This window comes from Candidatus Methylomirabilota bacterium (genome assembly GCA_028870115.1).
In the GTDB taxonomy this organism is placed as follows: domain Bacteria; phylum Methylomirabilota; class Methylomirabilia; order Methylomirabilales; family Methylomirabilaceae; genus Methylomirabilis.
In genome coordinates this window covers 19,369-42,424 of sequence record JAGWQH010000039.1, presented here as the reverse complement: position 1 = coordinate 42,424, position 23,056 = coordinate 19,369, and the positions used below count along the sequence as shown (strand labels likewise).

Below are 23,056 nucleotides of genomic sequence, written 5' to 3'. Positions count from 1 at the left end.
GGCCGACCTGCTGGAGAAATGGCAGTATGTCCTGGACAAGCTCGCCGAGGACCCGATGACGCTCAACCGCGAACTGGACTGGGTCATCAAGCACGGGCTCATCACCTCCTACATCAACCGCAAGGGCTGCTCCTTCGACGACCAGCGCGTCTTCATGTTGGATCTGCAGTATCATGACATCAAGCGGACCCGCGGGCTGTACTATCTCATGCTGCAGGACGAGTTGATCGATCGAGTGATTACGGAGGATGAGATCGAGACGGCTATGACGACGCCGCCGCAGACGACCAGGGCCAAGGTGCGAAGCGACTTTATCAAGTACGCAAATGAGAAGAATAAGTCGTACGATGTGGGCTGGAGTTACCTGAAGCTGAACGATCGGTATCAGCGTACCATTCTCTGTAAGGATCCGTTCAAGCCCTGGGATCCGCGTGTGGATGAGCTGATCGGTTTGTCGTAAATAGGGGCGGGTTTCACTCGCCCTGACTCGGTCCGCCGAATGCCGGTATGGGGATATAGAGGGATGGAGAATCACTGAGAGGATAGCCGTACCGACGGTGGCGCGAAGAGAGAGGGGTGGCACAGTCGCCATCCCTCCTATTTTTGCGCCATCGAGGTGGGTGTGGCCTTTGAAAGGAGTGATCGAGTGAAGGTAGAGATCAAGGCACAGGATCTGCTGTCCTATAAAGGGGATACGCTTATCGTGAATCTCTTCGAGGGGGCGGAGCGTCCCGGCGGGGCGACCGGCGCAGTGGACCAAGCGCTCGGCGGGTCGATCACCGCCGCCATCCGCCGGCAGGAGTTCAAAGGCAAACTGCATGAGCGGCTCCTGCTGCATACTACCGGGCAGCTTCCGGTAACCCGGGTTCTGGTGATTGGACTGGGCAAGCAGGAGGAGTTTACCCTAGATCGGGTACGCTCGGCCTCGGCGGAGGCGATGCGCTATTTGCGCGGGGTGGGGGCGCGGACGGTGGGGTCCATCGTTCACGGCGCCGGTATCGGAGGGCTGGACGCCGGCCAGGCGGCATGTGCGGTGACTGAAGGAGCGTTATTGGGCCTCTATCGATTTGATAAATATAAGAAACCGGACGAGAACGGGGAGAAGGTCGTGCAAAAGCTGACGTTGCTGGAGCGCGACAGCGCCAAGGTCTCCACAATGCAGGAGGGGGTGCGTTGCGGCCGGATCCTGGCTGAGGCCGTGAGCTTTGCCCGCGACTTGGTGAATGAGCCGGCGAATACGCTGACCCCTTCGGAACTGGCAGTACGGGCCAAGACGATGGCGAGCGGGTCTGGGCTCACCATCAAAATCCTGGACCGCGCCGATATGAAGAAGCTCGGTATGGGGGCGCTGCTGGGAGTGGCTCAGGGCAGCCAGGAGCCCCCGAAGCTGATTGAGGTCAGTTACAAGGGGAAGAAAGGAAAAGGGACCGGTCCACGCCTCGGTCTGGTGGGCAAAGGGCTCACATTCGATTCCGGAGGAATCTCAATCAAGCCGAGCGAGGGGATGGAGGCGATGAAGGGCGATATGGCCGGCGGGGCGGTGGTCCTCGCAGCGATCAAGGGGATTGCGGAGTTGAAGCTGCCGGTGGATGCGACAGCCATCGTGCCGGCGACCGAGAACCTGCCCAGCGGAACAGCCCAGCGCCCTGGGGATATCGTCAAGGCCATGAATGGCAAAACAATCGAGGTGATCAACACCGACGCCGAGGGGCGACTGATCCTGGCTGATGCCTTGTGCTACGCCTGCGACAGGGGCATTACCCATCTCGTTGATGTGGCGACATTGACGGGGGCGTGCGTTATCGCTCTCGGGTCGGTTCGAACCGGTGCGTTTACCAATAACCCGGAACTGATGCAGCGGGTGAAGCAGGCCAGCGAGGCGGCCAGCGAGAAGATCTGGGAACTGCCCATGGATGACGAGTACGGTGAACAGATCAAGAGCGACTGCGCGGATATGAAGAATATCGGCGGCAGAAAGGCCGGGCCGATTACGGGCGCGAAGCTCCTGGCCAACTTTGTCGGGAAGACTCCGTGGGTTCACCTGGACATCGCGGGAACCTCGCAGACCGAGAAGGACTGCGGGTATCAGGTGAAGGGGGCAACTGGAGCGATGGTCCGCACCCTGATCTATTTCGCGATGAGCTTTGACGAGACTGGGAAGAGTTGAAAAAAGAGTAGTGGGTGGTAATGGATGGAAATGCAGTGATGGGAAGGGTATGAGTCTACCCGCCACACTCCTGAACTTTGGGGGGATTCTAGACGGCGACGCAGGTCACTGTTCGCATGACGCCCTTCAAGGTGCGGATCTTCGAGAGGACAACTGTCCCAACTGTACCGACATCGGTTGCCTCAACGCACGCGATGACGTCGTAGGGTCCGGTCACGGCATGAGCCGACTTTACCCCCTTTATTTTCTGTAACGCTTTTACGATGTTGGCCGTCTGATCCGATGCACCTTCGATCAGGACGTACGCAGTGGTTGTCATCGCGCATCCCTCCTTGTGGGTAATTGGCCAAGAGCCTCTGGCTACCATCATGCTTTGGTCAGTGGCTCAATCTGGCAGGCGAACGATCTTGACTGGACGTATGTATACGATATATTTCAATACTACACAAGGAGAAAGATAGGGGGCTGACTGTACGCAGATGGATCGATCAGGTAAGAGTCAACTCGTAATGTTGTCAAACCGGGCTCGTCAGGAGCGGGATGGCTCTGTCGACGATACGATTTCCAGCCTCAACTTCTTTATCGCCTGCCTCTCCAATTTTTTCTTTTTCGCGAGCCTCAATGCCTTCAGCCTGCTTCCCCTTTACATCAAGACGCTTGGCGGGACCGAGTCGCAGATCGGTTGGGTCATGGGAAGCTACAGCCTTGCGGCCATTCTTGGGCAACCACTAGCCGGAGCCCTTATTGACCGTTTCGAGCGCAAGCGATTTCTGCTGCTGGGATCGACATTGGGGATGCTGGCCGCGGTCGGCTTTGCGTTCTCGACCCACATGGATGCGCGGTTCGTTCTCTTTCGCATCCTGCAGGGTATGGCGTACTCGACCTTCTATATTGCAAATCTGACGCTGGTGGCTGATATCGTTCCGTCGAGCCGTCGCGGGGAGGCGGTGGGCCTTTTCGGGATCTCCGGACTTATCACGATTGCGCTCTCCCCCGCTCTCGGGGAGCAAGTGATCCATCGTGCGGGGTATTCGGTATTTTTCTTGACTGCTGCTGTCGCCGCAGCCGCCTGCCTTCTAGCCAGCCTTACGTTTCGTAACCTCTCATCGACGCCCCGCGAATCTGTCTCCTCAGGCCTCGTTTTCTTGATCCCCTCGGTGCGTATCCTCCCGCCGATTCTCCTCTCCCTAGTGTTCGGTTTGGCCTCCGGGACGGTGTTTGTATTCCTGCCGACCTACGCGACACAGGCTGGGTTATCGCACATCGGTGGATTCTATATTGCGTACAGCGTCGCTGCGATCGGCATCCGGTTGGCGTGTGGTAGACTATCTGACCGATGGGGGCGTCAGCGCGTCATTCTTCCTGCCCTGCTGCTCATGGGATCGGGCACCCTGGGTCTTGTCTGGCTCGGCTCTCTGATTGGTCTGCTGTTGGTCGGGACGCTTACCGGAATGGCGCATGGCTTGCTTTTTCCGGCCCTGAGCGCCTACACAATTGACTTGGCGGACTCGGAAGGGCGTGGACGATCCATCGGCGCGTTCAGCACTGCGATGTTGCTGGGTCATGCGCTTGCGTCGTTTATATTCGGAATTATCGCAGAGCAGTTCGGCTATCGGCTGATCTACCTCTTAGCTTCGGCAATTGCGATGACGACGTTTCTTGTATTATTGTGTGTTCGACATAGAGCTCACATATTGCGGTCGCCTACAGCTTCGGAAGCGTAGACGAACGTCATCATGACTCGATGCCCATGTCGGCGGTAGAGATAGCGATTACGCCGGATCTCCTCAGCGGTCCGATAGACGGGCAGATATAAGATGTGAAAAAAGGGGGGGGCTATATGGGTTTTTTTAGCGCATTATTTGAAGGCCGCGGGAAGGTTGGTAAAAAACTCATTGAAGCATCTAAGGCTGGAACAACCGAAAAAGTCAAGAGCCTGTTAGCTGAAGGCGCTGACATAAACGCGGGCGATAAACATGGCTGGACCGCCTTGATGCATGCGATCTGGCATGGGCGTTCCAAGATTGCAGAACTGCTGCTCAAGCATGGCGCCGACGTGAACGCGAAGGATCATAACGGCTGGACCGCCCTGATGCGTGCGGCCTGGAAAGGGCATGCCGACGTCGTAGAATGGCTGCTCAAGCATGGCGCCGACGTGAACGCGAAGGATCATAACGGCTGGACAGTTCTGATGCATGCCGCCGGGCATGGGCACTCCGAGATCGTAGAGCGGCTGCTCAAGCACGGCGCCGACGTGAACGCAAAGGATAAAGACGGCTGGACGGTTCTGATGCATGCCGCCGGGCACGGGCGTTCCGGAGTGGTAGAACTGCTGCACAAGCACGGCGCCGACGTGAACGCAAAGGATAAAGACGGCTGGACTGCCCTGATGCGTGCGGCGTGGAATGGACATGCCGGGGCGGTAGAACTGCTGCGCAAGTACGGCGCTGACGTGAATGCGAATGATCATAGTGGCGCGACTGCCCTGATCCGCGCGGCGTGGAGAGGGCATTCCGGGGTGGTAGAGCTGCTGCTTAAGCATGGTGCTGATGCGAACGCGAAAGACAACAAGGACGGTACGGCCCTGATCTATGCGGCTGAGAGAGGGCGTGCCAGGATTGTAGGGATGCTGCTCAATCGAGGCGCTGATATGAACGTGAAGGATCATGATCGCCAGACGGCCAGGATGCATGCGTCTTCGAGTGGACATTCCAAGGTAGCTGAACTGCTGGAGAAGCACGGGGCGCGCTAAGAACAAGACGAAGGAGGATACATGGGTTTCCTGGGCTCAATATTTGGGGGTAGCGGGAAGGTTGGTGGACAGCTTATCGAGGCGTCTGAATCCGGAGATACCGGAAAAGTCAAGAGCTTATTGGCCGAAGGCGCCGATGTGAACGCGAGAGATAGGGAGGAATGGACAGCCTTAATGCATGCCTCTCGGCATGGGCATACCGGGGTTGTAGAGCTGTTGCTCAATCGAGATGCCGATGTGAATGTGAGAGACAACAATGGCTGGACAGCCTTAATGCATGCCTCGTGGCACGGGCATGCGGGAGTTGCAGAGCGGCTGCTTCATAAGAGTGCTGATGTGAATGTGAGCGATCAACATAGCTGGACGGCCCTGATGTATGCGTCCGACAAGGGGCATGCCGAGTTTGTACGGCTGCTGCTCAATAAGGATGCCGATATGGAGGCCAGAGCGAGCAACGGCAGTACAGCCCTGATCATCGCGTCCGCGGAAGGACAATTTGAAATCGTCAAGCTGTTGCTCGATCGCGGCGCCGATGTGAACGCGCAGGCGAAAGACGGCGGAACAGCCCTGATTACCGCGTCCGGGAAGGGTCATTCTGAGATCGTCAAGCTGCTGCTCGATCGAGGCGCCAATATTAACACACAAGACAGACAGGGCTGGACAGCGTTGATGCGCACGGCTGCAGAAGGGCAATTCGGGATCGTCAAGCTACTGATCGATCGCGGCGCCGATGCCAACGCGCAGGCGAAAGACGGCAGTACGGCCATGATGCATGCCGCGTGGTATGGGCGCATCAAGGTTGTGGAGCTGTTGGTCAATAACGGCGCCGATGCCAAGGCCAGGGACAGTAAAGGTGGTACAGCCGCATACTATGCGTCTGGAAATGGGCATCAGAATATTGTTGACCTGCTGGAAGGCCACACGGCGCGCTGAGACCAAGCTCTGCCGGTACCGCTCATGGTAATGTCTCAATTGGGCCATGTACGTGACTCGTACAGGCTCGTGCTGTAAGGTCTCGAAATTTAGAACGGCCGGCTCAAATCCGGCATCCTGGCGGGGGTTCGACAGTGGCTGCTTGCCGGACTGGACGGAAGGGCTGGAGGGTTGAGAGGAGGTTGTATGGGATTTTTCAGCTCATTTTTTGAAGCCGAAGATAAGCTGGGGAAACGGCTCACTGAGGCGTCCAAGTCCGGCGACATCGAAAAGGTCAAGCGCCTGCTCGCTGAAGGCGCCGGCGTGAACGCGGGCAACAGAGATGGTACGACCGCGCTGATGCATGCGGCCGGGCATGGGCATACGGGGGTTGCCGAACTGCTGCTCACCAAAGGCGCCAACGTCAACGCGAAGGCCGGCGATGGTACGACCGCACTGATGCATGCGTCCGAGCATGGGCATGCCGGGGTTGTGGGGCTGCTGCTCGCGAAAGGCGCTGATATGAATGTGAAAGATAATGACGGCTGGACAGCTCTGATTCACGCTGCCTGGCACGGACACGGTAAGGTTGCGGAGCTGCTGCTTGCTCAGGGTGCCGATGTGAACGCGCAGGCTGCGAATGGCGTTACGGCCCTGATACGGGCGGCGGAGAAAGGGCATGGCGCGGTTGTAGGGTTGCTGCTTACCAAAGGTGTTGATGTGGATGCGAAGGCGAGGGATGGCGCGACCGCCTTGATACGTGCGGCGTGGCATGGGCATGCAGGAGTAGTGGGATTGCTGCTCAATCACGGCGCGGATGTGAACGCGAGGGACAACAATCGAGGGACCGCCCTGATACGAGCGGCCTGGCATGGGCACGCCAGGGTGGCAGAGCTGCTGCTCAATAAAGGTGCCGATGTCAACGCGAAGGATAATATGGAGGGGACGGCCTGGATGTATGCATCGCGCAATAAGACTTCTAAGATTGCTGAACTGCTGGAAAGGCATAACGCGCTCACAAAATAAGATGCCTGGTCCCACGCATGAGAAGGAGATGATATGGGTTTGCTGAGCTCATTATTTGGGGGCAGTGGGAAGCTTGGTGAACAGCTCATCGAGGCGTCTAAATCCGGGGATACCGAAAAAGTCAAGAGGCTGTTAGCCGAAGGCGCCAATGTCAATACGAAGGACAAATACGGCTGGACAGCTCTGATACATGCGTCCTTCTTGGGGTATTTCGGGGTTGCAGAGCTGTTGCTCCATCACCGCGCCGATGTGAACGAGAGAGACAATAACGGCGGGACCGCCCTGATGCGCGCGGCCTGGCGCGGGCATACGAAGGTTGCAGAGCTGCTGCTGAATCACGGCGCCGATGTGAACGCTCATGATAAAGACAGCTTTACCGCCCTGATGCGAGGGGCCTGGCATGGGCATGCTGAAGCCGTCCAGGTGCTTCTCAATCACGGTGTTGATATGAACGCGAAAGATAAATGGGGCTGGACCGCCCTGGTGCGGGCGGCGTGGAATGGCCATGCCAAGGTTGCGGAGGTGCTGCTGCGTGGTGGCGCGGATATGGATGTGAGAGACCTTAATGGCGGGACCGCCCTGGTGCGGGCGGCGTGGAATGGCCATACCGAGGTTGCGGAGGTGCTGCTCCATCACGGCGCCGATGTGAACGCCAGGCCTGATGATGGCGGGACCGCTCTGATACGGGCTTCTTTAAATGGGCACGCCGGGGTTGCTGAGGTCCTGCTCTATCACGGCGCCGACGTAAACGCCAAGGCGAGTGATGGCGGGACCGCCCTGATACGGGCCTCTGCGAATGGCCATGTTAAGGTTGCAGAGCTGTTGCTCCATCACGGCGCCGATGTGAACGTAAGAGATCATGATGGTGTGACAGCCTTGATGTATACATCCTCGAACGGGCATTCCAGGGTTGCTGAACTGCTGGAGAAGCACGGAGTACGCTAAAAAAGACCGCAAGGAGGTTCTATGGGTTTCCTAGGCTCAATATTTGGGGGTAGTGGAAAGCTTATCGAGGCGTCCCAATCCGGTGAGGCAGAAAAAGTCGGGCGTCTGCTCGCTGAAGGCGCCGACGTGAATGCGAGAGATCGAGAAGGTTGGACAGCCCTTATGCATGCGGCCTGGCATGGACATGCCGGGATTGCGGAATTACTGCTCGCCAAAGGCGCCGACGTGAACGCGAGAGACAATAATGACCTGACCGCTCTGATACGCGCGTCCTGGCATGGACATGCCGGGATTGCGAAGGCCCTGCTCAACAAGGGCGCCGACGTGAACGCGAAGGATAAAGACAGCTTCACATCCCTGATGTATGCGTCCGAGAATGGCCATACCGGGGTTGTAGAGCAGTTGCTCGCCAAAGGCGCCGACGTAAACGCGAGAGCTGCCAATGGCGCGACGGTCCTGATCATGACCTCCGAGAATGGCCATACCGGGGTTGTAGAGCAGTTGCTCGCCAAAGGCGCCGACGTGAACGCCCGTAATAAGGTCGGTGCGACCGCCCTGATATGCGCATCCGAGAATGGCCATACCGGGGTTGTAGAGCAGTTGCTCGCCAAAGGCGCCGACGTGAACGCCCGCAATAAAGATAGCGGAACCGCCCTCATACGCGCGGCCTTGCATGGACGTTCCAAGGTGGTAGAGCTGCTGCTTAATAAAGGTGCTGAGGTGAACATAAGGGATAATAATAACGTGACGGCGCTGATGTATGCGTCCGGCAAGGGGCATACCGGGATTGTCGAGCTGCTGCTCAATAAAGGTGCCGAGGTGAACGTCAAAGCCAGCGACGGCGGGACAGCCCTGAAGTATGCCTTGTGGCATGGGGATACGAAGGTTGCTGAGCTGCTCGAGAAGCACGGCGCGTGCGAAGATTAGAAAGATGTCCGGTATGGCTTAAACGGCGGCTGTAGGCAGCTTAACCCGCATTATTCATGAAGGCGGCCCAATCTTATTTGCAGTCTTCGCTGCGGAGCGACAATACAGCCTTCGCATAGCATGACCCTGAAGACCGGGATCGACATGGTGTCAAAGCCCATCTCGCTCATTTCACTGGTAGTATAGGCATGTATAAATGAACACCAGACATTCATGAATAATGCAGGCTAAGGTCTTACGGCTTCTCGGTGAAGGCAACTGCAGGAGTTGGGCTTGACTCGATCCCGCGTATTTCCTATACTCCTGTCGACTTTAGGGATGTGGAGCGCGAACGAACAGCATTGAACCGCTCGCAGCTTCGCGGTGACAGAAAAGAGAGAGACGATGGACCGAAACCTGGCGCTTGAGTTAGTGCGGGCGACCGAGATGGCCGCCATTTCATCGGCTCGTTGGATGGGGTTGGGCAATCCGAGCGCGGCTGAGCAGGCTGCGATCGACGCCATGCGCCATGCCTTCGATAACGTCAGCTTCAGGGGTTCCATCGTTATCGGTAAGGGTGAGCACGGTGAGGCGCCAACCCTCTACGTCGGAGAGGTCCTTGGCCAGGGCGATGCCCTTCAAGTGGATATAGCGCTTGACGCCGTTGAAAGCGGGGCGATCGTGGCCCAAGGCCGACCGAATGCCATCTCCGTTATTGCCGCGGCTGAGAAGGGGTCGCTGCGCCAGGTGCCGGATGCCCATATGGAAAAGATCGCCGTCGGGCCCAAGGCCGCCGGGGCGATCGATATCACCGCCCCTCCCGAGAAGAACCTTCGCGCCATTGCTGAAGCAATGAACTGTTCCGTCGAGGATATCACGGTGGTCATCCTTGACCGACCTCGTCATGCCGAACTGGTGAGACAAGTCCGCGGAATCGGTGCGCGCATTAAACTCATTCAGGATGGCGACCTCTCCGCCACCATAGCGGTGGCATTCGAAGGGACAGGCGTCGATGTCCTCATGGGGGTCGGAGGGGCGCGAGAAGGCGCGATCGCGGCGACGGCGCTTCAGTGTATAGGAGGCGACATGCAGGGTCGCCTGAAGCCGCTAACGGAGGAGGAAGCAGAGCTGGCGCTGAGAATGGGGATCCGGGATCTGGGCCGGGTATTTACGATCTCCGATCTGACCGGCGGGGGAGAGATCGACATCATGTTTGCCGCAACCGGGGTCACCGATGGTGATCTCCTAAAAGGAGTGCGCTTCTTCGGCGGAGGAGCCCAGACCCACTCCCTTGTGATGCGCTCGAGATCCGCGACCATCCGCTTTATCGAATCAACCCTCCGTTTCGACCGGAAGACGGTTTCATAGGCCCGCATTGAGCATTTCTTTGATCGGCAAGCTATCAGCCGGCGATCCGTTATCAGCATGAAGTTCAAGGGTGTACGGGGGGCGCCGGACCTCCTGCCTCAGGAGTCTGCGAGGTGGCAGCGCGTAGAAGCGGCAACTCGTTCGCTCCTGCAGCGCTACGGCTACACGGAAATCCGGACCCCCGCCTTCGAACGAACCGAGCTGTTTATCCGCGGCATCGGCGAGGGGACCGACATCGTCGAGAAGGAGATGTACACCTTCACCGACCAGGGTGACGTGAGTCTCACGCTTCGACCCGAAGGGACCGCGCCGGTTGTCCGAGCCTACCTCGAACATCAGATGGCTGGCCAGTTTCCCCTGGTGAAGGTCTACTACCTCGGCCCGATGTTCCGTCGGGAACGGCCGCAATCCGGACGCTACCGGCAGTTCCATCAGATCGGTGTAGAGGCGATCGGCTCCGACCAGCCGGCGGTGGATGCGGAGGTGATCGACCTCCTGTGGGCGCTCATGGTGGAGGAGTGTCGGATTCCCGATCTGCAACTTCGCCTGAACTCAATCGGTGATGCTGCGTGCCGGCCCACGATCCGGGATCGCCTCTCCCGCTATATGGCGGATCGGTCGTCGGAACTCTGTCCGGATTGTCAGGGGAGGCTGAAGCGCAATCCGCTCCGGATCATGGATTGCAAGCAGGAGGGCTGCCAGCGCCTGGTGGAGGAGGCGCCGAAGCCGCTTGAGAGCCTCTGTGAAGCCTGCGCCGCGCATTTCGCCGAGGTTCGGGGTCTGCTGGATCTCCTGAAGATCCCCTATACCATCGATAAGCGATTGGTTCGTGGCCTTGAGTATTATACGAAAACGGCCTTCGAGGTGATCAATCCCCGTCTCGGCGCTCAAAATGCCCTGGCCGGCGGCGGGCGCTATGACGGCCTGATCGAAGCGATGGGCGGGCCCTCTATCCCGGCAATGGGGTTCGCGGTGGGGTTGGAGCGGGTCATGGCCTCGCTTCCGTCGGTTCTGGAGGAGGGCGTCCTGCAAGGGGTCTACGTTGCGACCATAGGGCAGGCGGCGCAGCGGACCGGGATGGGGCTCCTGCAGGAATTGCGTCGTCACGGCATACGCGGCCTGATGGATCTCGAGGCGCGCAGCCTTAAGGGCCAGATGCGCCAGGCCAATAAGGAGCGAGTCCGGTACTGCCTGATCCTGGGCGACGAGGAACTGAGGCAGGGCCAGGCGACGCTGCGGGATATGGTGAAGGCGGACCAGACTTCCGTGGCGCTGGATCAGATCGTCGAGCACCTGATGGGACTGGAGGGGGTGTGAGCGCGAGTATGGGACGCCTCAAACGGACGGAGTATTGTGGTCTGTTGCGCCAGGATCATCTCGGGAACTCTGTGGTGCTGATGGGCTGGGTGCATCGGCGACGCGACCATGGCGGCCTTATCTTTATCGATCTTCGGGATCGCGAAGGAATTGCCCAGACGGTCTTCAACCCCGAGCATCACCCGGAGGCTCATGAGGTGGCCCGACGGATGCGCGCTGAATTTGTGGTAGCGATTCGCGGAAGGGTCCAGGCCCGCCCGCCGGGAACCGCAAACGCTCTGCTTCCCACCGGGGCGATCGAGGTTGTGGTAGAGGAGGCGCAGATCCTGAACGAGGCCAAGCCGCCGGTCTTTCCGATTGAGGAGCAGACCGATGTCGCTGAGGAGATTCGGCTGACGTATCGATACCTGGACCTCCGTCGCCAGTCGATGGTGCGTAACCTGCGCCTGCGTCACAAGGCGAGCCAGGCGGTCCATGGCTATCTGGACCGACATGGGTTTGTTGAGGTAGAGACCCCTATGTTGACCCGGAGCACGCCCGAAGGGGCCAGGGACTATCTGGTCCCCAGTCGGCTGAACCCCGGGGAGTTCTACGCCCTGCCGCAGTCGCCTCAACTCTTCAAGCAGCTTCTCATGGTCGCGGGGATCGACCGGTACTATCAGATCGTCAGGTGCTTTCGAGACGAGGATCTGCGGGCCGACCGGCAGCCGGAGTTCACCCAGATCGACATGGAGATGTCGTTTGTGGATCGAGAGGATGTGCTGAGTGTGACGGAGGGGCTGGTGGCGGCGCTCTTCGAAGCGGCCGGCAAACCTTCCCTACCCAGACCCTTTCCGCGACTGACGTATGCCGAGGCGATCGACCGGTTCGGCCTCGATGCGCCGGACACCCGGTTCGGGATGGAACTTGCCGATCTGACCGAGATATTGCGCGGGGTTGAGGCCAAGGCGTTTGCCGAGCCGATTGCGGGAGGCGGCGTGGTCAAGGGGATGAATGTCAAGGGGTGCGCCTCATTTTCCAGGGCACAGATCGATGGGCTGGTTGACTGCGCCAAAGGGTTCGGGGCCAAAGGTTTGGCCTGGTTCAAGGTGTCCGCGGATGGGATCCAGTCGCCTCTGGCCAAATTCCTCGGGCCGATCATCCTTACGCGCCTGGCTGAGCGACTGAAAGGGGAGAAGGGGGATCTGCTGTTGCTGGTCGCCGATCGGGTCAAGACGGCGGCTGAGACGCTGGGGCGTCTCCGAGTCAAATTGGGCCGAGAGTTGAAACTGATCGACGAAAGCGCGCTGGCGGTCACCTGGGTTATCGACTTCCCGCTCCTTGAATACGATCCCGAGCAAGGGCGGTGGCAGGCGATGCATCACCCCTTTACGGCGCCGTTAGACGAGGATCTGCCGCTCTTTGACGCCGACCCCGGAAGCATCCGCGCCAAGGCCTATGATCTGGTCGTAAACGGGCAGGAGCTGGGCGGCGGCAGCATCAGGATCCACCGCCGGGATGTGCAAAGCCGGATGTTCGGCGCGCTTGGCATCGGCGCGGATGAGGCGAAGGCCAGGTTCGGGTTTCTCCTGGAGGCGCTTGAGTACGGCGCCCCACCCCACGGTGGGCTCGCCTTCGGCTTCGATCGGGTCATCGCGCTGCTCGCGGGGGCCGGCTCGATCCGGGATGTCATCGCCTTCCCCAAGACCCAAAAGGCGCAGGATCTGATGACGCAGGCCCCCTCGCCTGTCGACGCAAGGCAACTCAGAGATCTGCAGATTAAACTGGATCTGGACTGAGAAGCCGCGTTCAGCCGTCAGCGAAGTCGCTCGTGTTATTGCTCCGAAAGTCCCGCGCGTCATTGCGAGGCGAAGCCGAAGTAATCTCACAGTCCTTCAGAACAACGACGGTGAGATTGCCGTGCTCCCGTTGGTCGCTCGCAATGACAAGCGCATGAACGGGTGGTGATGTTGACAGGGCTGCGGGACGGGAATATGCTGAGTGTAGAACAAGGGAGCGGCATTCAGCGACAAAAGGGTCGCAAGTTGCTGATGGCTGATAGCTGAACGCTGAGTGATGAGCAGTGAAGCGGGGAGATGACGAGGGACCAGATTCGACCGGAAACGAAGGTCTCCTTACCCATCGGGGAAGAGATCCAGCAACTGTTTGGTCGTAAGGACGAGGTCAGGAAGCTCATCGAAGAGGCGTTGCAGATCAAACTGGTTGCCCGAAACGGCCTCGTGAGCATCCAGGGTGAGGCGTCAGATGTGGCGGTGGGGGAGCAGGTCGTATCGGAGCTGATCTCGCAACTGACGCGCGGCGAGCGCGTGACGCCACAGGACGTGAAGCTGGCCCTTCGGCTTTTCATCAAGAAAGAGGAGGAGGAGTTCAAGCGGATCCAGGGTGAATTGATCGAGGTATCGTCAAAGAAGCGGCCGGTTCGACCGAAGGGTCCCGGCCAGCGATGGTACATCGAGGCCATCCGCCACCACGATATCGTCTTTGCCATCGGGCCGGCCGGAACCGGTAAGACCTATCTGGCCATGGCGATGGCTGTGTCGGCTCTCTTGAAGCACGAGGTCAACAGGATCATTCTGACCCGGCCCGCCGTGGAGGCGGGGGAAAAGTTGGGGTTCCTTCCTGGCACGCTCTACGACAAGATTAACCCCTATCTTCGACCCCTGTACGATGCGCTCTACGACATGATCGAGCTGGAACGTGTTACCCGTCTGATCGAGATGGGCACCATCGAGATCGCCCCGTTGGCCTTCATGCGAGGCCGGACCCTGAACGATTCGTTCATTGTATTGGACGAGGCCCAGAACACAACCTCGGAGCAGATGAAGATGTTTCTGACACGCCTTGGTTTCGGTTCAAAGACCGTTATCACGGGAGACATCACCCAGGTCGATCTACCTACCGGCAGACTGTCCGGCCTGATCGAGGTACAGCGCATTCTGAAAGGGATCGAAGGGATCAAGTTCGCCTATCTCGGCGAGGAGGACGTGGTGCGACACGAGTTGGTGCAGCAGATTGTCAGGGCCTATGAACTGTACCAGACCTCCACGTTACCAGCCGGGGGGCGATAGGAGGGCGCCCGATGGCGCCCTACAGGAACGGCAGTAGTACGATCGCCGGCGTGCAGTCGCCGGTTGCGCGCCGGCTGTTGAGCGCTCCGCGCGTAGTCTCTTCCTGGTTCCATTGGGCCACCAGAGGCCTTGAGCACCATCCGGGTGCGCTCTACACGCTCTGCGGTCTGGCTGTCCTCGCGATCATCCTCGTCATAGCATCTTCACCGACACTCCAGGCGGGAATCCTTACGCTTCTCGGGATCTGCCTGCTGGTCGGCTTCCTACTCGGGAACCTCTACCTGTACATCTGGACGCTTCAACCCAAGCCGCTGCGACAGCCGAAGAGCCTGTTCCTGCTCACATCGGTCATCTTGTTGACGGTCGCCATTACCCGTTTGTTTTACTTTTTTCTGCCCTCCGTTCATCAGACGCTCCCCAATGTACCTGCGAGCGCCCTCGAATACTCGATCCCTGTCGCCCTTGGAGGCCTGCTGCTGGCGATCCTTTTCAACAGCCGCCTGGCCTTTGCCGGCGCCCTCGCCATCAGCATTCTTACCGCTCTCTTGGCGACTAACGGATTCCGCTTCTTCCTATACAGCCTTGTGAGCAGCCTTGCCGCAATCTTCGCCCTCGTTGGTCGGAAAGATCGAGCGATCCTGCTCAAGGCCGGGGTAGCTGTCGGGCTGGCCAACCTATACTCCGTTCTCGCATGGTCGTTGCTCTCCGGGTCTACGGAGCGGCTTGGCTTTCACCTGCTATGCGGCCTGGTCGGCGGGCTGGTCGTTGCAATTCTGTCGCTCGGCCTGCTCCCACTATTCGAATACCTGTTCGAGGTGGCCACCGATTTTCGATTGCTGGAACTGTGCAACCTGAACCATCCGCTCCTGAAACAGATGATACTCAAGGCCCCCGGTACCTACCATCACAGCATCATGGTGGGCACCCTGGCCGAGGCGGCCGCGGAGGCGATCGGCGCGAATAGCATGCTGTGCCGGGTGGGCGCGTACTACCACGACATCGGGAAGATCACCAAGCCTTCATACTTCATCGAAAATCAACAGAATGTCAGGAATCGGCATGAAAAGCTTGGTCCGAGCCTCAGCAGTTTGGTGATCGTATCACACGTGAAGGCGGGTATTGAGTTAGGCAGGGCCTATGGCCTGCCACCGGCGGTGTTGGAGATGATCCCGCAGCACCACGGCACCAGGCTCATTCTCTTCTTTTATCACAAGGCCAAGGGCGCAGAAGAAAGCGACCAGGGCGAGGTTCAGGAAGAAAAGTTCCGATATCCCGGGCCCAAACCCCAAACCAAAGAGGCGGCGATCCTGATGCTGGCCGACGCCGTTGAGGCTGCATCGCGGACCCTCACCGAACGGACGCCCGGGCGGTTTCAGGCGCTGGTTGCGAAGATTGTTAATGCGATTTTCGCGGATGGGCAACTCCGCGAATGCGAGCTGACCTTCAGCGAACTCCGCCTCATTGAGGAGAACTTCGTTCGGATTCTGTGCGGCATCTACCACCGACGGGTGGAGTATCCAGGGTTTGCCTTTGAGGAGTTCGCCGGCAAAAGGGGAGCGAATGGCGATACAGGTCACAAACCGGCAAAGGAAGATCAAGCTCGACACGAGATTTCTAAAAAAGGTCGGGGATACCATCCTCATGAAAGCAGGGGCTAACGAGGCCGAGTGCGGGCTGTTGCTGGTGGGCGACCGGGCTATGACCCGCCTGAACCGGCAGTATCGAGGGAAGGCTCACAGTACGGACGTCCTGTCATTTCCGATGCGCGAGGGGCCATTTGCGGCGCTTTCGCCGCATCTACTGGGGGATGTGGTGATCTCGGCCGAAACAGCCGATCGACAGGCCGGAGCGGCGGGTCACACTCTTCAAGAGGAGTTGGTCGCGCTCCTGATCCATGGTCTCCTCCACCTCCTCGGCTACGACCATCAGACGCCGGTAGAGGCGAGGCGAATGAAACGCCTCGAGAGACGGTTCGGCCTCCCGTTCGTCGAAGCAGAAGGCAGATAAGCGTTGTGTGGTCGTTATATCCGTTTCGCTGTGCGCTAAAGGGAATCGAAGATGCGATCTCAACGCAACGCCACCTGCGCATCCACATCATCGTGACCGGCCTCGTCGCGCTATTCGGGCTGCTGCTGGGGTTGCCGTATATCGATCTCGTACTGCTGCTCATGGCCATTGCGTTGGTCGTCATCACTGAGCTTCTGAATACTGCGGTGGAGTTGACCGTGGACCTTGTATCGCCCGATCTTCACCCGATCGCCAGACGGGCAAAGGATATCGCTGCCGGCGCAGTCCTGATTGCTGCGTTGGTCTCGGCTGTTGTCGGTATCATCATTCTTGCGCCTCCTCTGTTCGACGCCTTCATCGCAAGTCCGCTTTCAGCGAAGTCGGCCATGCTGGCGGCGACCGCCATCGGACTGGGAGGAACCATTGTCACTGCGCTCTTGCCGCGCCGGCCCGGACGGAACCCTTCCAGTGAACCAGGTCCAGGCAAAGATGATCATCGGTTCGATGTCGCGAATCACCAGGTGTGATGTGAACAGCTATAAATCCGGCTTCGTGGCAATCATTGGACGCCCCAACGTGGGCAAATCGACCCTCATGAACCGCCTGTTGGGACAGAAGGTATCGATCGTCTCTCCCAGGCCGCAGACGACGAGGACCAAAGTCATGGGGATCAAGAGCCTGCCTGGAGCGCAATTAATCTTCCTGGATACGCCCGGGATTGATAAATCCGGCGGCTATTTCCACCGGCTGATGGTCAAAACGGCTACGAACAGCCTGGAGGGGGCAGACCTGATCCTCTGGATCGTGGAGGCCCCCGATTCGCTCTCCCAGGGCGACAAGCTGATCCTGGAGATTCTGAAGCGCGTCACGTCTCCGATCCTGCTCGCCGTCAACAAGGTCGATCTCGTTGGGAAAGAAAGTCTGTTGCCCACGATCGATCGCTTCCGAACACTGCTGCCGTTTGCCGAGATCGTTCCGATCTCCGCCACTAAAGGCGACAACGTTGGGCTCCTCGAGTCGCTGCTGGTCCAACACCTCCCGGAGGGGCCGCCGCTGTATCCCCTTGATCAGTTGACCGACCAACCTGAGCGGTTTGTCATTGCCGAGCTGATCCGCGAGCGGGTCTTCCGCTCGGTCTATCAGGAGGTGCCGTATGCGGTGGCCGTGTTGGTAGAAAAGGTCAGAGTGCGGGAAGGGCGGGCACTCACCGACGTTGAGGCGACCATTTATGTCGAGAAGGACTCGCAGAAAGCGATTATTATTGGGCGCGGGGGGACCATGCTGAAAAAAATCGGGGAATCGGCCAGGCCGGAGATTGAGAAGCTGCTCGGCACCCAGGTCTTCCTGAAGCTGTGGGTCAAGGTGCGCAGCGACTGGCAGAAGGATGATGAGTCGCTAAAACGGCTCGGTTACCTGCAACCGTAACAGGACCATGCCGCTACAGACAACCGAAGCGATTGTGGTCGGCGGACACAATCTTGGCGAGGCAGACCGGATTATTCCGTTTTTTACGCGACGGCTGGGAAAGATTCGGGCGGTGGCGAAAGGCGCAAGGCGGGTTCGCAGCCGATATGGCGGAACCCTCGAGCTGTTCACGCTCGGCCAGCTCGTCTTCTTCGAATGGCCCAACCGGACTCTCCACAAGATCAACGAGTTCTCCGTTATTGAGCCGTTTGCCGGGCTCAAAAACGATCTGGGGAGGCTAAGCCGGGGGGCCTACCTTGTGGAGTTGGCGGGCGCGTCCGTCGAGGAGGGGGAGTCAAACGAGGAGATCTTTCTCTTGCTTTTAGATGCCCTTACGCTACTCGTCTTACATGATGAACCGCGCCTTCTCAGATCATTTGAGATCCGCCTCCTCAGAATTGTCGGATATCTCCTGGAGCTCTATCGCTGCCTGGTGTGCCGGTCTGTGCTGGAGCACGGTACTCAACTCGCTATCAGCCCGATCCGAGGTGGGCTGGTCTGCTCCAGGTGCCTCTCACGGGCGCCGGACCATTTACCCATCTCTTCGGAATCAGTAGAATTCCTGCGCTCGGTTCTGCATGGCGGACTCGAACAGTCACTCGCTTCGCCTCTGGCCGATCCCCACATTACCAACCTTCAAGAGATCTTGCGAGTGTGCATTACCCACTTCTTCGGCAAACGACTTCGGTCTGTTGCCTTCCTCAACCTCATTGAATAGGGCTGTTATCCGCACTCGCTTCCCAGCAGTCATTTCGTAACGACTCCGACTCAACGCTCGCAACACCGTCCTCTTTAACAACTTTTACCGATAGCCGGCAGAAGCGAGCATTGTCGTATTGCGCGATCTGCGCTACTGGGGATTAACTTCCTCTTGACAGAGGATAATCCGGGGTGCAACATGTAAAAAATGTCTGGTACTCTTTACATGAGCGGAGCGGGAACGACTTCACAGGAAGAATCGATGGGGAGAAAAGCGACTATTCAAGTGACCCTGCTGACCGCTTTGGTCGTGGGCTCTGCAGGGGCCTGGACAGCCGCGTCGGCCGCCGCCGAGCTCAAGGCTCCGGAGAAGTTTACGATCCTCTGTGCTCCGTGTCATGGTCCAGCGGGTCGAGGGGACGGGCCGGCAGCCGCTGCTCTGAATCCCAAGCCGCGAAACTTTACGGACGGCGAGTTAATGAATGCCAAGGCTGACGCGCAGTTGATCAAGGCCATCAAAGAAGGCGGCGCGGCGGTCGGCCTGAGCTCGTTCATGCCAACGTGGGCGGGTCAGCTTTCTGACGAGGAGGTCATGGAGATCGTCACCTTTATCCGCTCACTAGCCATCCCGGAGTACCAGCTAAAGAAGTACTAGGCAACCCTTCAGCGTCCAGCTTTCAGCCGGTTGAGCGCTGATTGCTGAAAGTCAGGTAGCCTAGTTAACCGGGAAACGGCAGTTCAAGGGAGTATGCAGCAGGTGCACCCGCGCCACGAGCCGGTCCAGGTCAAGGGGGTGCTCGGCGAGGTTAACCTCTTCTTCGTTGTTCTTTTTGCAAGGACAATTTGTAGTGTAACTTGTATCTAGTGTTGGTTACTCACTGTATACGATAAGCGGAAACCACTTCACAGGAGGAATTGACGGTGAGAAAAGCGACCATTCAAGTGACCCTGCTGACCGTTTTGGTCGTGGGCTCTGCAGGAGCCTGGACAGCCGCGTCGGCCAATACCGATCCCAAGGCTCCGGAGAAGTATACGACCTTTTGTGTTCCGTGTCATGGTCCAGCAGGTAAGGGGGACGGGTTGGCAGCCGCTTCTTTAAATCCCAAGCCGCGGAACTTTACGGACGGCAAGTACATGAATACCAGAACCGACGCGCAAGTGATCAATGTCATCAAGAATGGTAGCGCGGCCGAGAAGTTGAGTCCGCTGATGACCGGGTACGGCAGTATGCTGAACGAGAAGGAGATCAAGGAGATCGTCGCCTTTATCCGCTCAGTGGCTGTCCCGAAGTACCAGCCGAAGAAGTAAGGCGCCTGAACCGGAGAGAGGGACTGAGATCAGGCCTCAGACGGGAAACGACAGCTCGACGGAGTGCGCAGCAGCGCGCGCCTTCGCTGTGAGTCGGTCCAGGTCAAGAGGGCGCTCAGCGAATTCGATCTCGTGGTGAGTCGTATGTGTCGCCGCCTGCCTGGGCGTGAACATCGAGCAGCAGTCCTGGTCGGGGATGACCGAGACATCGTAGCTGCCGATCTGCTGCGCCTGCTGCGTGATCTCGTCCTTATCCATGCCGATCAATGGCCGCAGAATCGGCAGGGTGGATGCCTGTTCAATGGTCGCGATGTTTTCAACGGTTTGTGACGACACCTGACCGAGACTCTCACCGGTCACCAGGGCTTGGGCGCCTTCCTTTTGAGCGATCTGTTCGGCGATTCGCAACATCAGCCGTCGATACACAAGGACCCTCAAGCGTCCCGTGACGCGAGCAACGACCTCCTGCTGGATTTCGCCGAAGGGTACCAGGTAGAGGCGAGAGGTAAACTGGTACCGGGTGAGAAGGCGTACCAGCTCGATTGCTTTTTCCTGTGAGGTTCGGTCGGCGAACGGCTGGCTATGGAAGTGGACAAAGACGATACGGCAGCCCCGCTTCATCATCCGATGAGCCGCAACCGGGGAGTCGATCCCGCCTGACAGCAGACACGCAAGGGTCCCGCCGGTCCCCACCGGCAGGCCTCCGGGGCCCAAGAGCTTCTCGAAGTAGACAAAAGCCTCTGCGGGGAGCAACTCGATGTAGATGGTCAGGTCCGGATTGGTGAGATCGACGTCGGCGCCATGGATACGCTGCACTCTGGCCCCGATCATCTCGTTGATCTCCTGGGAGGTCTGCGGAAAGGTCTTGAAGGCACGACGGGCCGCCACGCGAAAGCTGCGAAATGAGCGGTTGCAGACCTCCTCTTCGATCCGTTGTGCGAGCAACTCCAGGTTGGGCGCCATCGTGAAGGCGGGGGCGAAATTCGCAATTCCGAAGACTCGGCTCAACCGCTGCCGCAAGACCTCCCACGAACTCTCCTCCCGCAACTCCAGGAATAGCCGACCGGCGGGTCGCCGGAGCGGGCCACAGTCGAGATCACGCGTGGCCGCCAGGAGATTAGCCTCAAGCTGCTTCAGAAAGAAGCTCCGGTTTTTCCCTTTGAGTGCAATCTCGTGGTAATGGATGAGGACGCCCCTCACCGGCGGTTGTGCCATCGCGTTGCTTTTAGTTTTCATAATTCCTCCAGTAGCTCATCCTAGCACGTTCTCTGTGATCGGCAATCGATTTCCGCTTGCACGCAAAGAGCTCGTGGGGCGCCGCTTGAAAGGCAAGTGAAACTTCATGCGGTAGTGCCGCACCACGGCGCACCCAAAAGACTTACCTTCGGCAAGGATTCTCCCAGCTTCTCCGTGAGTCCGCAACCGTTCGTCATTCCGGCGTAAGCCGGAATCCAGCCCTGGACCCCGGCTTTCGCCGGGGTGACGGGCCGGCATGATGACCTCCTCCTGTGACAAGGACCAACGTAGGCGCGTTTTCTATGGAAACCCTTGACAACTCCCTGGAACGGCTAGACAATCGCGGCAATCGTTGGAGCTCCAAGGATGTAATAGGCCGACCAACCTAATACTGATAGCCTGACTAGGCTAATCAGTAGTTCGGCAGCAAGGGGAGGTACGATGAGTGATCGAATCAACGAGATCATGGAAGTTCTTCGCGATGTTGCCGGCCACTACAGGCCCCAGATGTCGGGGGAAAATGTCAGGGACTTGAGAAAGAAGGCATTGCGTCACATTCGACCGTTTCCGACAAGTTCCGTCGGCAATTGCGCCCGGCAATTAACGGAACCTCGGAGTTTGACCACGCTCTGTTCGACTGGCTCGATTCGAGGTCAACCAAACTACAACTTGCACTTGAGGAGAATACAACTCACTCGGACGACATCTCCAGAATCCGCGAGTTCTTCGACGACCATTCCCTTCGGAAGCAGGTTGCTGCTGATTTGGATGGATTGCAGGAAGAGGAAAGCGGTATAGCAGGCCCGAGAAAAGCACGCCTCGTTTCATATTTCGAGCGCAAGCTTAAACTTCGCGTGGCTGCAATTAAAATCTACGGAACAACATGCAAAGCCTGTGATTTCAATTTTGAGGCTGCATACGGAGCGCACGGGAAGAACTATATTGAAGTTCATCACGTCGTTCCAATCTCCACCCTTCCTGAGCCATCTACCATCAATCCCAAAGACGACTTGACCGTGCTCTGCTCCAATTGCCATCGAATGGTCCATCGAAGGCGCGATGCTCCTCTATCAATTGAAGAACTCACCGGGATGGTCTCCGAGAATTCCAGCCGTAATGAGCGCCATGCCTAACCCTTCGTTTCAGGGGACCGCCAACAAGCGGCGCTTGTTGGTTCCCTCTGCCCTTCGGGCACCGGCAGCCCTTGAGCTCAAACGTGTTAGCGCTATCCGAGGTCTTGACAAGTATGCATGGCTAATGCATACTGATGCATATGAGAACCACACTCAATATCGATGACTCACTCCTGAAGAGGGCTGAGCAGTTGACCGGGATCAGCGAGAAGACCGCCTTGATCCGGCGTGGGCTAGAGGCCCTGATTGCGCTGGAGAGTGCTCGTCGTCTGGCCAAGCTGGGCGGGACCGAGAGCTCGCTTCGCTCGGTCCGCCGTCGCCGCTCAGCGGCCTGATGATCCTCGTCGACACCTCCGTGTGGGTTGACCATCTGGCCCGAGGCCGGGCGCAGCTCGTTGAATTGCTCCACGAGGGGCATGTGGTGTGCCACCCCTTCGTGATCGGCGAGCTCGCATGTGGGCATTTACGAAACCGGCGGGAGATCCTCGGCCTGTTGGCGGCCCTGCCACAAGCGCGGGTGACAGAGCACGACGAGCTTCTCCGTTTCGTGGATCAGCACCAGCTCTCCGGCCGTGGTTTGGGCTGGGTAGATGTCCACCTGCTCGGCGGTGCTTTCCTTTCGTCCTGTCGCCTGTGGACGCAGGATAAGGCCCTCCACGAAGCGGCACGTGCGCTTCGTATCGCTGCTGATCAGTATCGTGAGCACTAACAACCACGTGAACCCGATGAGGCTTGGCGAGAATCCCGC

24 protein-coding genes are annotated in these 23,056 nt (G+C 58.5%); 22 read left to right on the top strand and 2 right to left on the bottom strand.

Going from position 1 to position 23,056, the window contains the following annotated elements; all coding sequences use genetic code 11:
- Window positions 1-460: proteasome accessory factor PafA2 family protein (locus tag KGL31_04245; protein ID MDE2321113.1), on the top strand; the 460-nt coding region annotated here is incomplete at its 5' end.
- A gap of 186 nt (window positions 461-646) precedes the next feature.
- Entirely contained in the window at window positions 647-2,167 is a 1,521-nt protein-coding gene (locus KGL31_04240) for a leucyl aminopeptidase (GenBank protein MDE2321112.1), read from the top strand.
- 88 nt (window positions 2,168-2,255) lie between these two features.
- Here the strand turns inward: KGL31_04240 and KGL31_04235 are convergent, their stop codons facing one another.
- The gene (locus KGL31_04235; protein MDE2321111.1) at window positions 2,256-2,486 is read right to left on the bottom strand and encodes an Lrp/AsnC ligand binding domain-containing protein; all 231 of its coding nucleotides are present in this window, start codon (window positions 2,484-2,486) and stop codon (window positions 2,256-2,258) included.
- A 190-nt stretch (window positions 2,487-2,676) separates the two neighbouring features.
- Between KGL31_04235 and KGL31_04230 the strand changes: the two genes are divergently transcribed.
- The 17 genes from KGL31_04230 to KGL31_04150 all read left to right on the top strand — a co-directional run bounded on the left by KGL31_04230 (window position 2,677) and on the right by KGL31_04150 (window position 19,939).
- The gene (locus tag KGL31_04230) at window positions 2,677-3,891 is read left to right on the top strand and encodes an MFS transporter (GenBank protein MDE2321110.1); all 1,215 of its coding nucleotides are present in this window, start codon (window positions 2,677-2,679) and stop codon (window positions 3,889-3,891) included.
- A gap of 116 nt (window positions 3,892-4,007) precedes the next feature.
- Window positions 4,008-4,919, top strand: a complete 912-nt coding sequence (locus tag KGL31_04225; protein ID MDE2321109.1) for an ankyrin repeat domain-containing protein — start codon at window positions 4,008-4,010, stop codon at window positions 4,917-4,919.
- Between the two features lie 21 nt (window positions 4,920-4,940).
- On the top strand, window positions 4,941-5,852 hold the full coding sequence (locus KGL31_04220; GenBank protein MDE2321108.1) for an ankyrin repeat domain-containing protein: 912 nt from the start codon (window positions 4,941-4,943) through the stop codon (window positions 5,850-5,852).
- 186 nt (window positions 5,853-6,038) lie between these two features.
- Complete coding sequence (locus KGL31_04215; GenBank protein ID MDE2321107.1) at window positions 6,039-6,857, top strand: ankyrin repeat domain-containing protein; 819 nt, start codon at window positions 6,039-6,041, stop codon at window positions 6,855-6,857.
- A gap of 33 nt (window positions 6,858-6,890) precedes the next feature.
- Entirely contained in the window at window positions 6,891-7,802 is a 912-nt protein-coding gene (locus tag KGL31_04210; protein MDE2321106.1) for an ankyrin repeat domain-containing protein, read from the top strand.
- Between the two features lie 21 nt (window positions 7,803-7,823).
- Window positions 7,824-8,729, top strand: coding sequence for an ankyrin repeat domain-containing protein (locus KGL31_04205; protein MDE2321105.1), 906 nt, complete (start codon window positions 7,824-7,826; stop codon window positions 8,727-8,729).
- A 384-nt stretch (window positions 8,730-9,113) separates the two neighbouring features.
- On the top strand, window positions 9,114-10,076 hold the full coding sequence (glpX, locus tag KGL31_04200; protein MDE2321104.1) for a class II fructose-bisphosphatase: 963 nt from the start codon (window positions 9,114-9,116) through the stop codon (window positions 10,074-10,076).
- Between the two features lie 57 nt (window positions 10,077-10,133).
- The gene (locus KGL31_04195; protein ID MDE2321103.1) at window positions 10,134-11,393 is read left to right on the top strand and encodes a histidine--tRNA ligase; all 1,260 of its coding nucleotides are present in this window, start codon (window positions 10,134-10,136) and stop codon (window positions 11,391-11,393) included.
- Window positions 11,390-13,171, top strand: coding sequence for an aspartate--tRNA ligase (gene aspS / locus KGL31_04190; GenBank protein ID MDE2321102.1), 1,782 nt, complete (start codon window positions 11,390-11,392; stop codon window positions 13,169-13,171). Before KGL31_04195 ends, aspS begins: the two co-directional genes overlap by 4 nt.
- A gap of 312 nt (window positions 13,172-13,483) precedes the next feature.
- Window positions 13,484-14,461 carry a PhoH family protein gene (locus tag KGL31_04185; GenBank protein ID MDE2321101.1) on the top strand — a complete coding sequence of 326 codons (978 nt, stop codon included), beginning with the start codon at window positions 13,484-13,486 and terminating at the stop codon, window positions 14,459-14,461.
- A gap of 11 nt (window positions 14,462-14,472) precedes the next feature.
- The gene (locus KGL31_04180) at window positions 14,473-16,119 is read left to right on the top strand and encodes an HDIG domain-containing protein (protein MDE2321100.1); all 1,647 of its coding nucleotides are present in this window, start codon (window positions 14,473-14,475) and stop codon (window positions 16,117-16,119) included.
- Entirely contained in the window at window positions 16,022-16,468 is a 447-nt protein-coding gene (gene ybeY, locus KGL31_04175) for an rRNA maturation RNase YbeY (GenBank protein ID MDE2321099.1), read from the top strand. Before KGL31_04180 ends, ybeY begins: the two co-directional genes overlap by 98 nt.
- Window positions 16,465-16,995 carry a diacylglycerol kinase family protein gene (locus KGL31_04170; GenBank protein MDE2321098.1) on the top strand — a complete coding sequence of 177 codons (531 nt, stop codon included), beginning with the start codon at window positions 16,465-16,467 and terminating at the stop codon, window positions 16,993-16,995. Before ybeY ends, KGL31_04170 begins: the two co-directional genes overlap by 4 nt.
- Window positions 16,973-17,893: a GTPase Era gene (era, locus tag KGL31_04165; protein MDE2321097.1), complete on the top strand. Its 921-nt coding sequence runs from the start codon at window positions 16,973-16,975 to the stop codon at window positions 17,891-17,893. The genes KGL31_04170 and era overlap by 23 nt, the downstream gene beginning before the upstream one ends.
- 7 nt (window positions 17,894-17,900) lie before the next feature.
- The gene (gene recO, locus KGL31_04160; GenBank protein ID MDE2321096.1) at window positions 17,901-18,650 is read left to right on the top strand and encodes a DNA repair protein RecO; all 750 of its coding nucleotides are present in this window, start codon (window positions 17,901-17,903) and stop codon (window positions 18,648-18,650) included.
- A 243-nt stretch (window positions 18,651-18,893) separates the two neighbouring features.
- Window positions 18,894-19,286 carry a cytochrome c gene (locus KGL31_04155; protein ID MDE2321095.1) on the top strand — a complete coding sequence of 131 codons (393 nt, stop codon included), beginning with the start codon at window positions 18,894-18,896 and terminating at the stop codon, window positions 19,284-19,286.
- A 266-nt stretch (window positions 19,287-19,552) separates the two neighbouring features.
- Window positions 19,553-19,939, top strand: a complete 387-nt coding sequence (locus KGL31_04150; GenBank protein ID MDE2321094.1) for a cytochrome c — start codon at window positions 19,553-19,555, stop codon at window positions 19,937-19,939.
- Between the two features lie 36 nt (window positions 19,940-19,975).
- Here KGL31_04150 and thiI read toward each other — a convergent pair whose 3' ends face one another.
- A complete protein-coding gene (gene thiI / locus KGL31_04145) occupies window positions 19,976-21,175 on the bottom strand; it encodes a tRNA 4-thiouridine(8) synthase ThiI (protein ID MDE2321093.1) in 1,200 nt (399 codons plus the stop codon).
- Between the two features lie 587 nt (window positions 21,176-21,762).
- Here thiI and KGL31_04140 point away from each other — a divergent pair.
- From KGL31_04140 to KGL31_04130, 3 genes are all read left to right on the top strand, one after another.
- A complete protein-coding gene (locus KGL31_04140; GenBank protein ID MDE2321092.1) occupies window positions 21,763-22,308 on the top strand; it encodes an HNH endonuclease in 546 nt (181 codons plus the stop codon).
- A 140-nt stretch (window positions 22,309-22,448) separates the two neighbouring features.
- A complete protein-coding gene (locus tag KGL31_04135; protein ID MDE2321091.1) occupies window positions 22,449-22,643 on the top strand; it encodes a type II toxin-antitoxin system VapB family antitoxin in 195 nt (64 codons plus the stop codon).
- Window positions 22,643-23,017, top strand: coding sequence for a type II toxin-antitoxin system VapC family toxin (locus KGL31_04130; GenBank protein ID MDE2321090.1), 375 nt, complete (start codon window positions 22,643-22,645; stop codon window positions 23,015-23,017). The genes KGL31_04135 and KGL31_04130 overlap by 1 nt, the downstream gene beginning before the upstream one ends.
- Window positions 23,018-23,056: the final 39 nt, after the last annotated feature.

What these genes read in the sequence shown, in the direction of transcription:
- KGL31_04205 (MDE2321105.1), top strand. Translation starts at nt 7,824, where the DNA reads ATGGGTTTCCTAGGCTCAATATTTGGGGGTAGTGGAAAGCTTATCGAG.
- KGL31_04195 (MDE2321103.1), top strand. Translation starts at nt 10,134, where the DNA reads ATGAAGTTCAAGGGTGTACGGGGGGCGCCGGACCTCCTGCCTCAGGAG.
- KGL31_04235 (MDE2321111.1), bottom strand. Translation starts at nt 2,486, where the DNA reads ATGACAACCACTGCGTACGTCCTGATCGAAGGTGCATCGGATCAGACG.
- KGL31_04220 (MDE2321108.1), top strand. Translation starts at nt 4,941, where the DNA reads ATGGGTTTCCTGGGCTCAATATTTGGGGGTAGCGGGAAGGTTGGTGGA.
- KGL31_04130 (MDE2321090.1), top strand. Translation starts at nt 22,643, where the DNA reads ATGATCCTCGTCGACACCTCCGTGTGGGTTGACCATCTGGCCCGAGGC.
- era (MDE2321097.1), top strand. Translation starts at nt 16,973, where the DNA reads ATGTCGCGAATCACCAGGTGTGATGTGAACAGCTATAAATCCGGCTTC.
- KGL31_04225 (MDE2321109.1), top strand. Translation starts at nt 4,008, where the DNA reads ATGGGTTTTTTTAGCGCATTATTTGAAGGCCGCGGGAAGGTTGGTAAA.
- KGL31_04210 (MDE2321106.1), top strand. Translation starts at nt 6,891, where the DNA reads ATGGGTTTGCTGAGCTCATTATTTGGGGGCAGTGGGAAGCTTGGTGAA.
- KGL31_04155 (MDE2321095.1), top strand. Translation starts at nt 18,894, where the DNA reads ATGGGGAGAAAAGCGACTATTCAAGTGACCCTGCTGACCGCTTTGGTC.
- KGL31_04180 (MDE2321100.1), top strand. Translation starts at nt 14,473, where the DNA reads ATGGCGCCCTACAGGAACGGCAGTAGTACGATCGCCGGCGTGCAGTCG.
- glpX (MDE2321104.1), top strand. Translation starts at nt 9,114, where the DNA reads ATGGACCGAAACCTGGCGCTTGAGTTAGTGCGGGCGACCGAGATGGCC.
- KGL31_04135 (MDE2321091.1), top strand. Translation starts at nt 22,449, where the DNA reads ATGAGAACCACACTCAATATCGATGACTCACTCCTGAAGAGGGCTGAG.
- recO (MDE2321096.1), top strand. Translation starts at nt 17,901, where the DNA reads ATGCCGCTACAGACAACCGAAGCGATTGTGGTCGGCGGACACAATCTT.
- KGL31_04215 (MDE2321107.1), top strand. Translation starts at nt 6,039, where the DNA reads ATGGGATTTTTCAGCTCATTTTTTGAAGCCGAAGATAAGCTGGGGAAA.
- thiI (MDE2321093.1), bottom strand. Translation starts at nt 21,175, where the DNA reads ATGAAAACTAAAAGCAACGCGATGGCACAACCGCCGGTGAGGGGCGTC.
- ybeY (MDE2321099.1), top strand. Translation starts at nt 16,022, where the DNA reads ATGGCGATACAGGTCACAAACCGGCAAAGGAAGATCAAGCTCGACACG.
- KGL31_04230 (MDE2321110.1), top strand. Translation starts at nt 2,677, where the DNA reads ATGTTGTCAAACCGGGCTCGTCAGGAGCGGGATGGCTCTGTCGACGAT.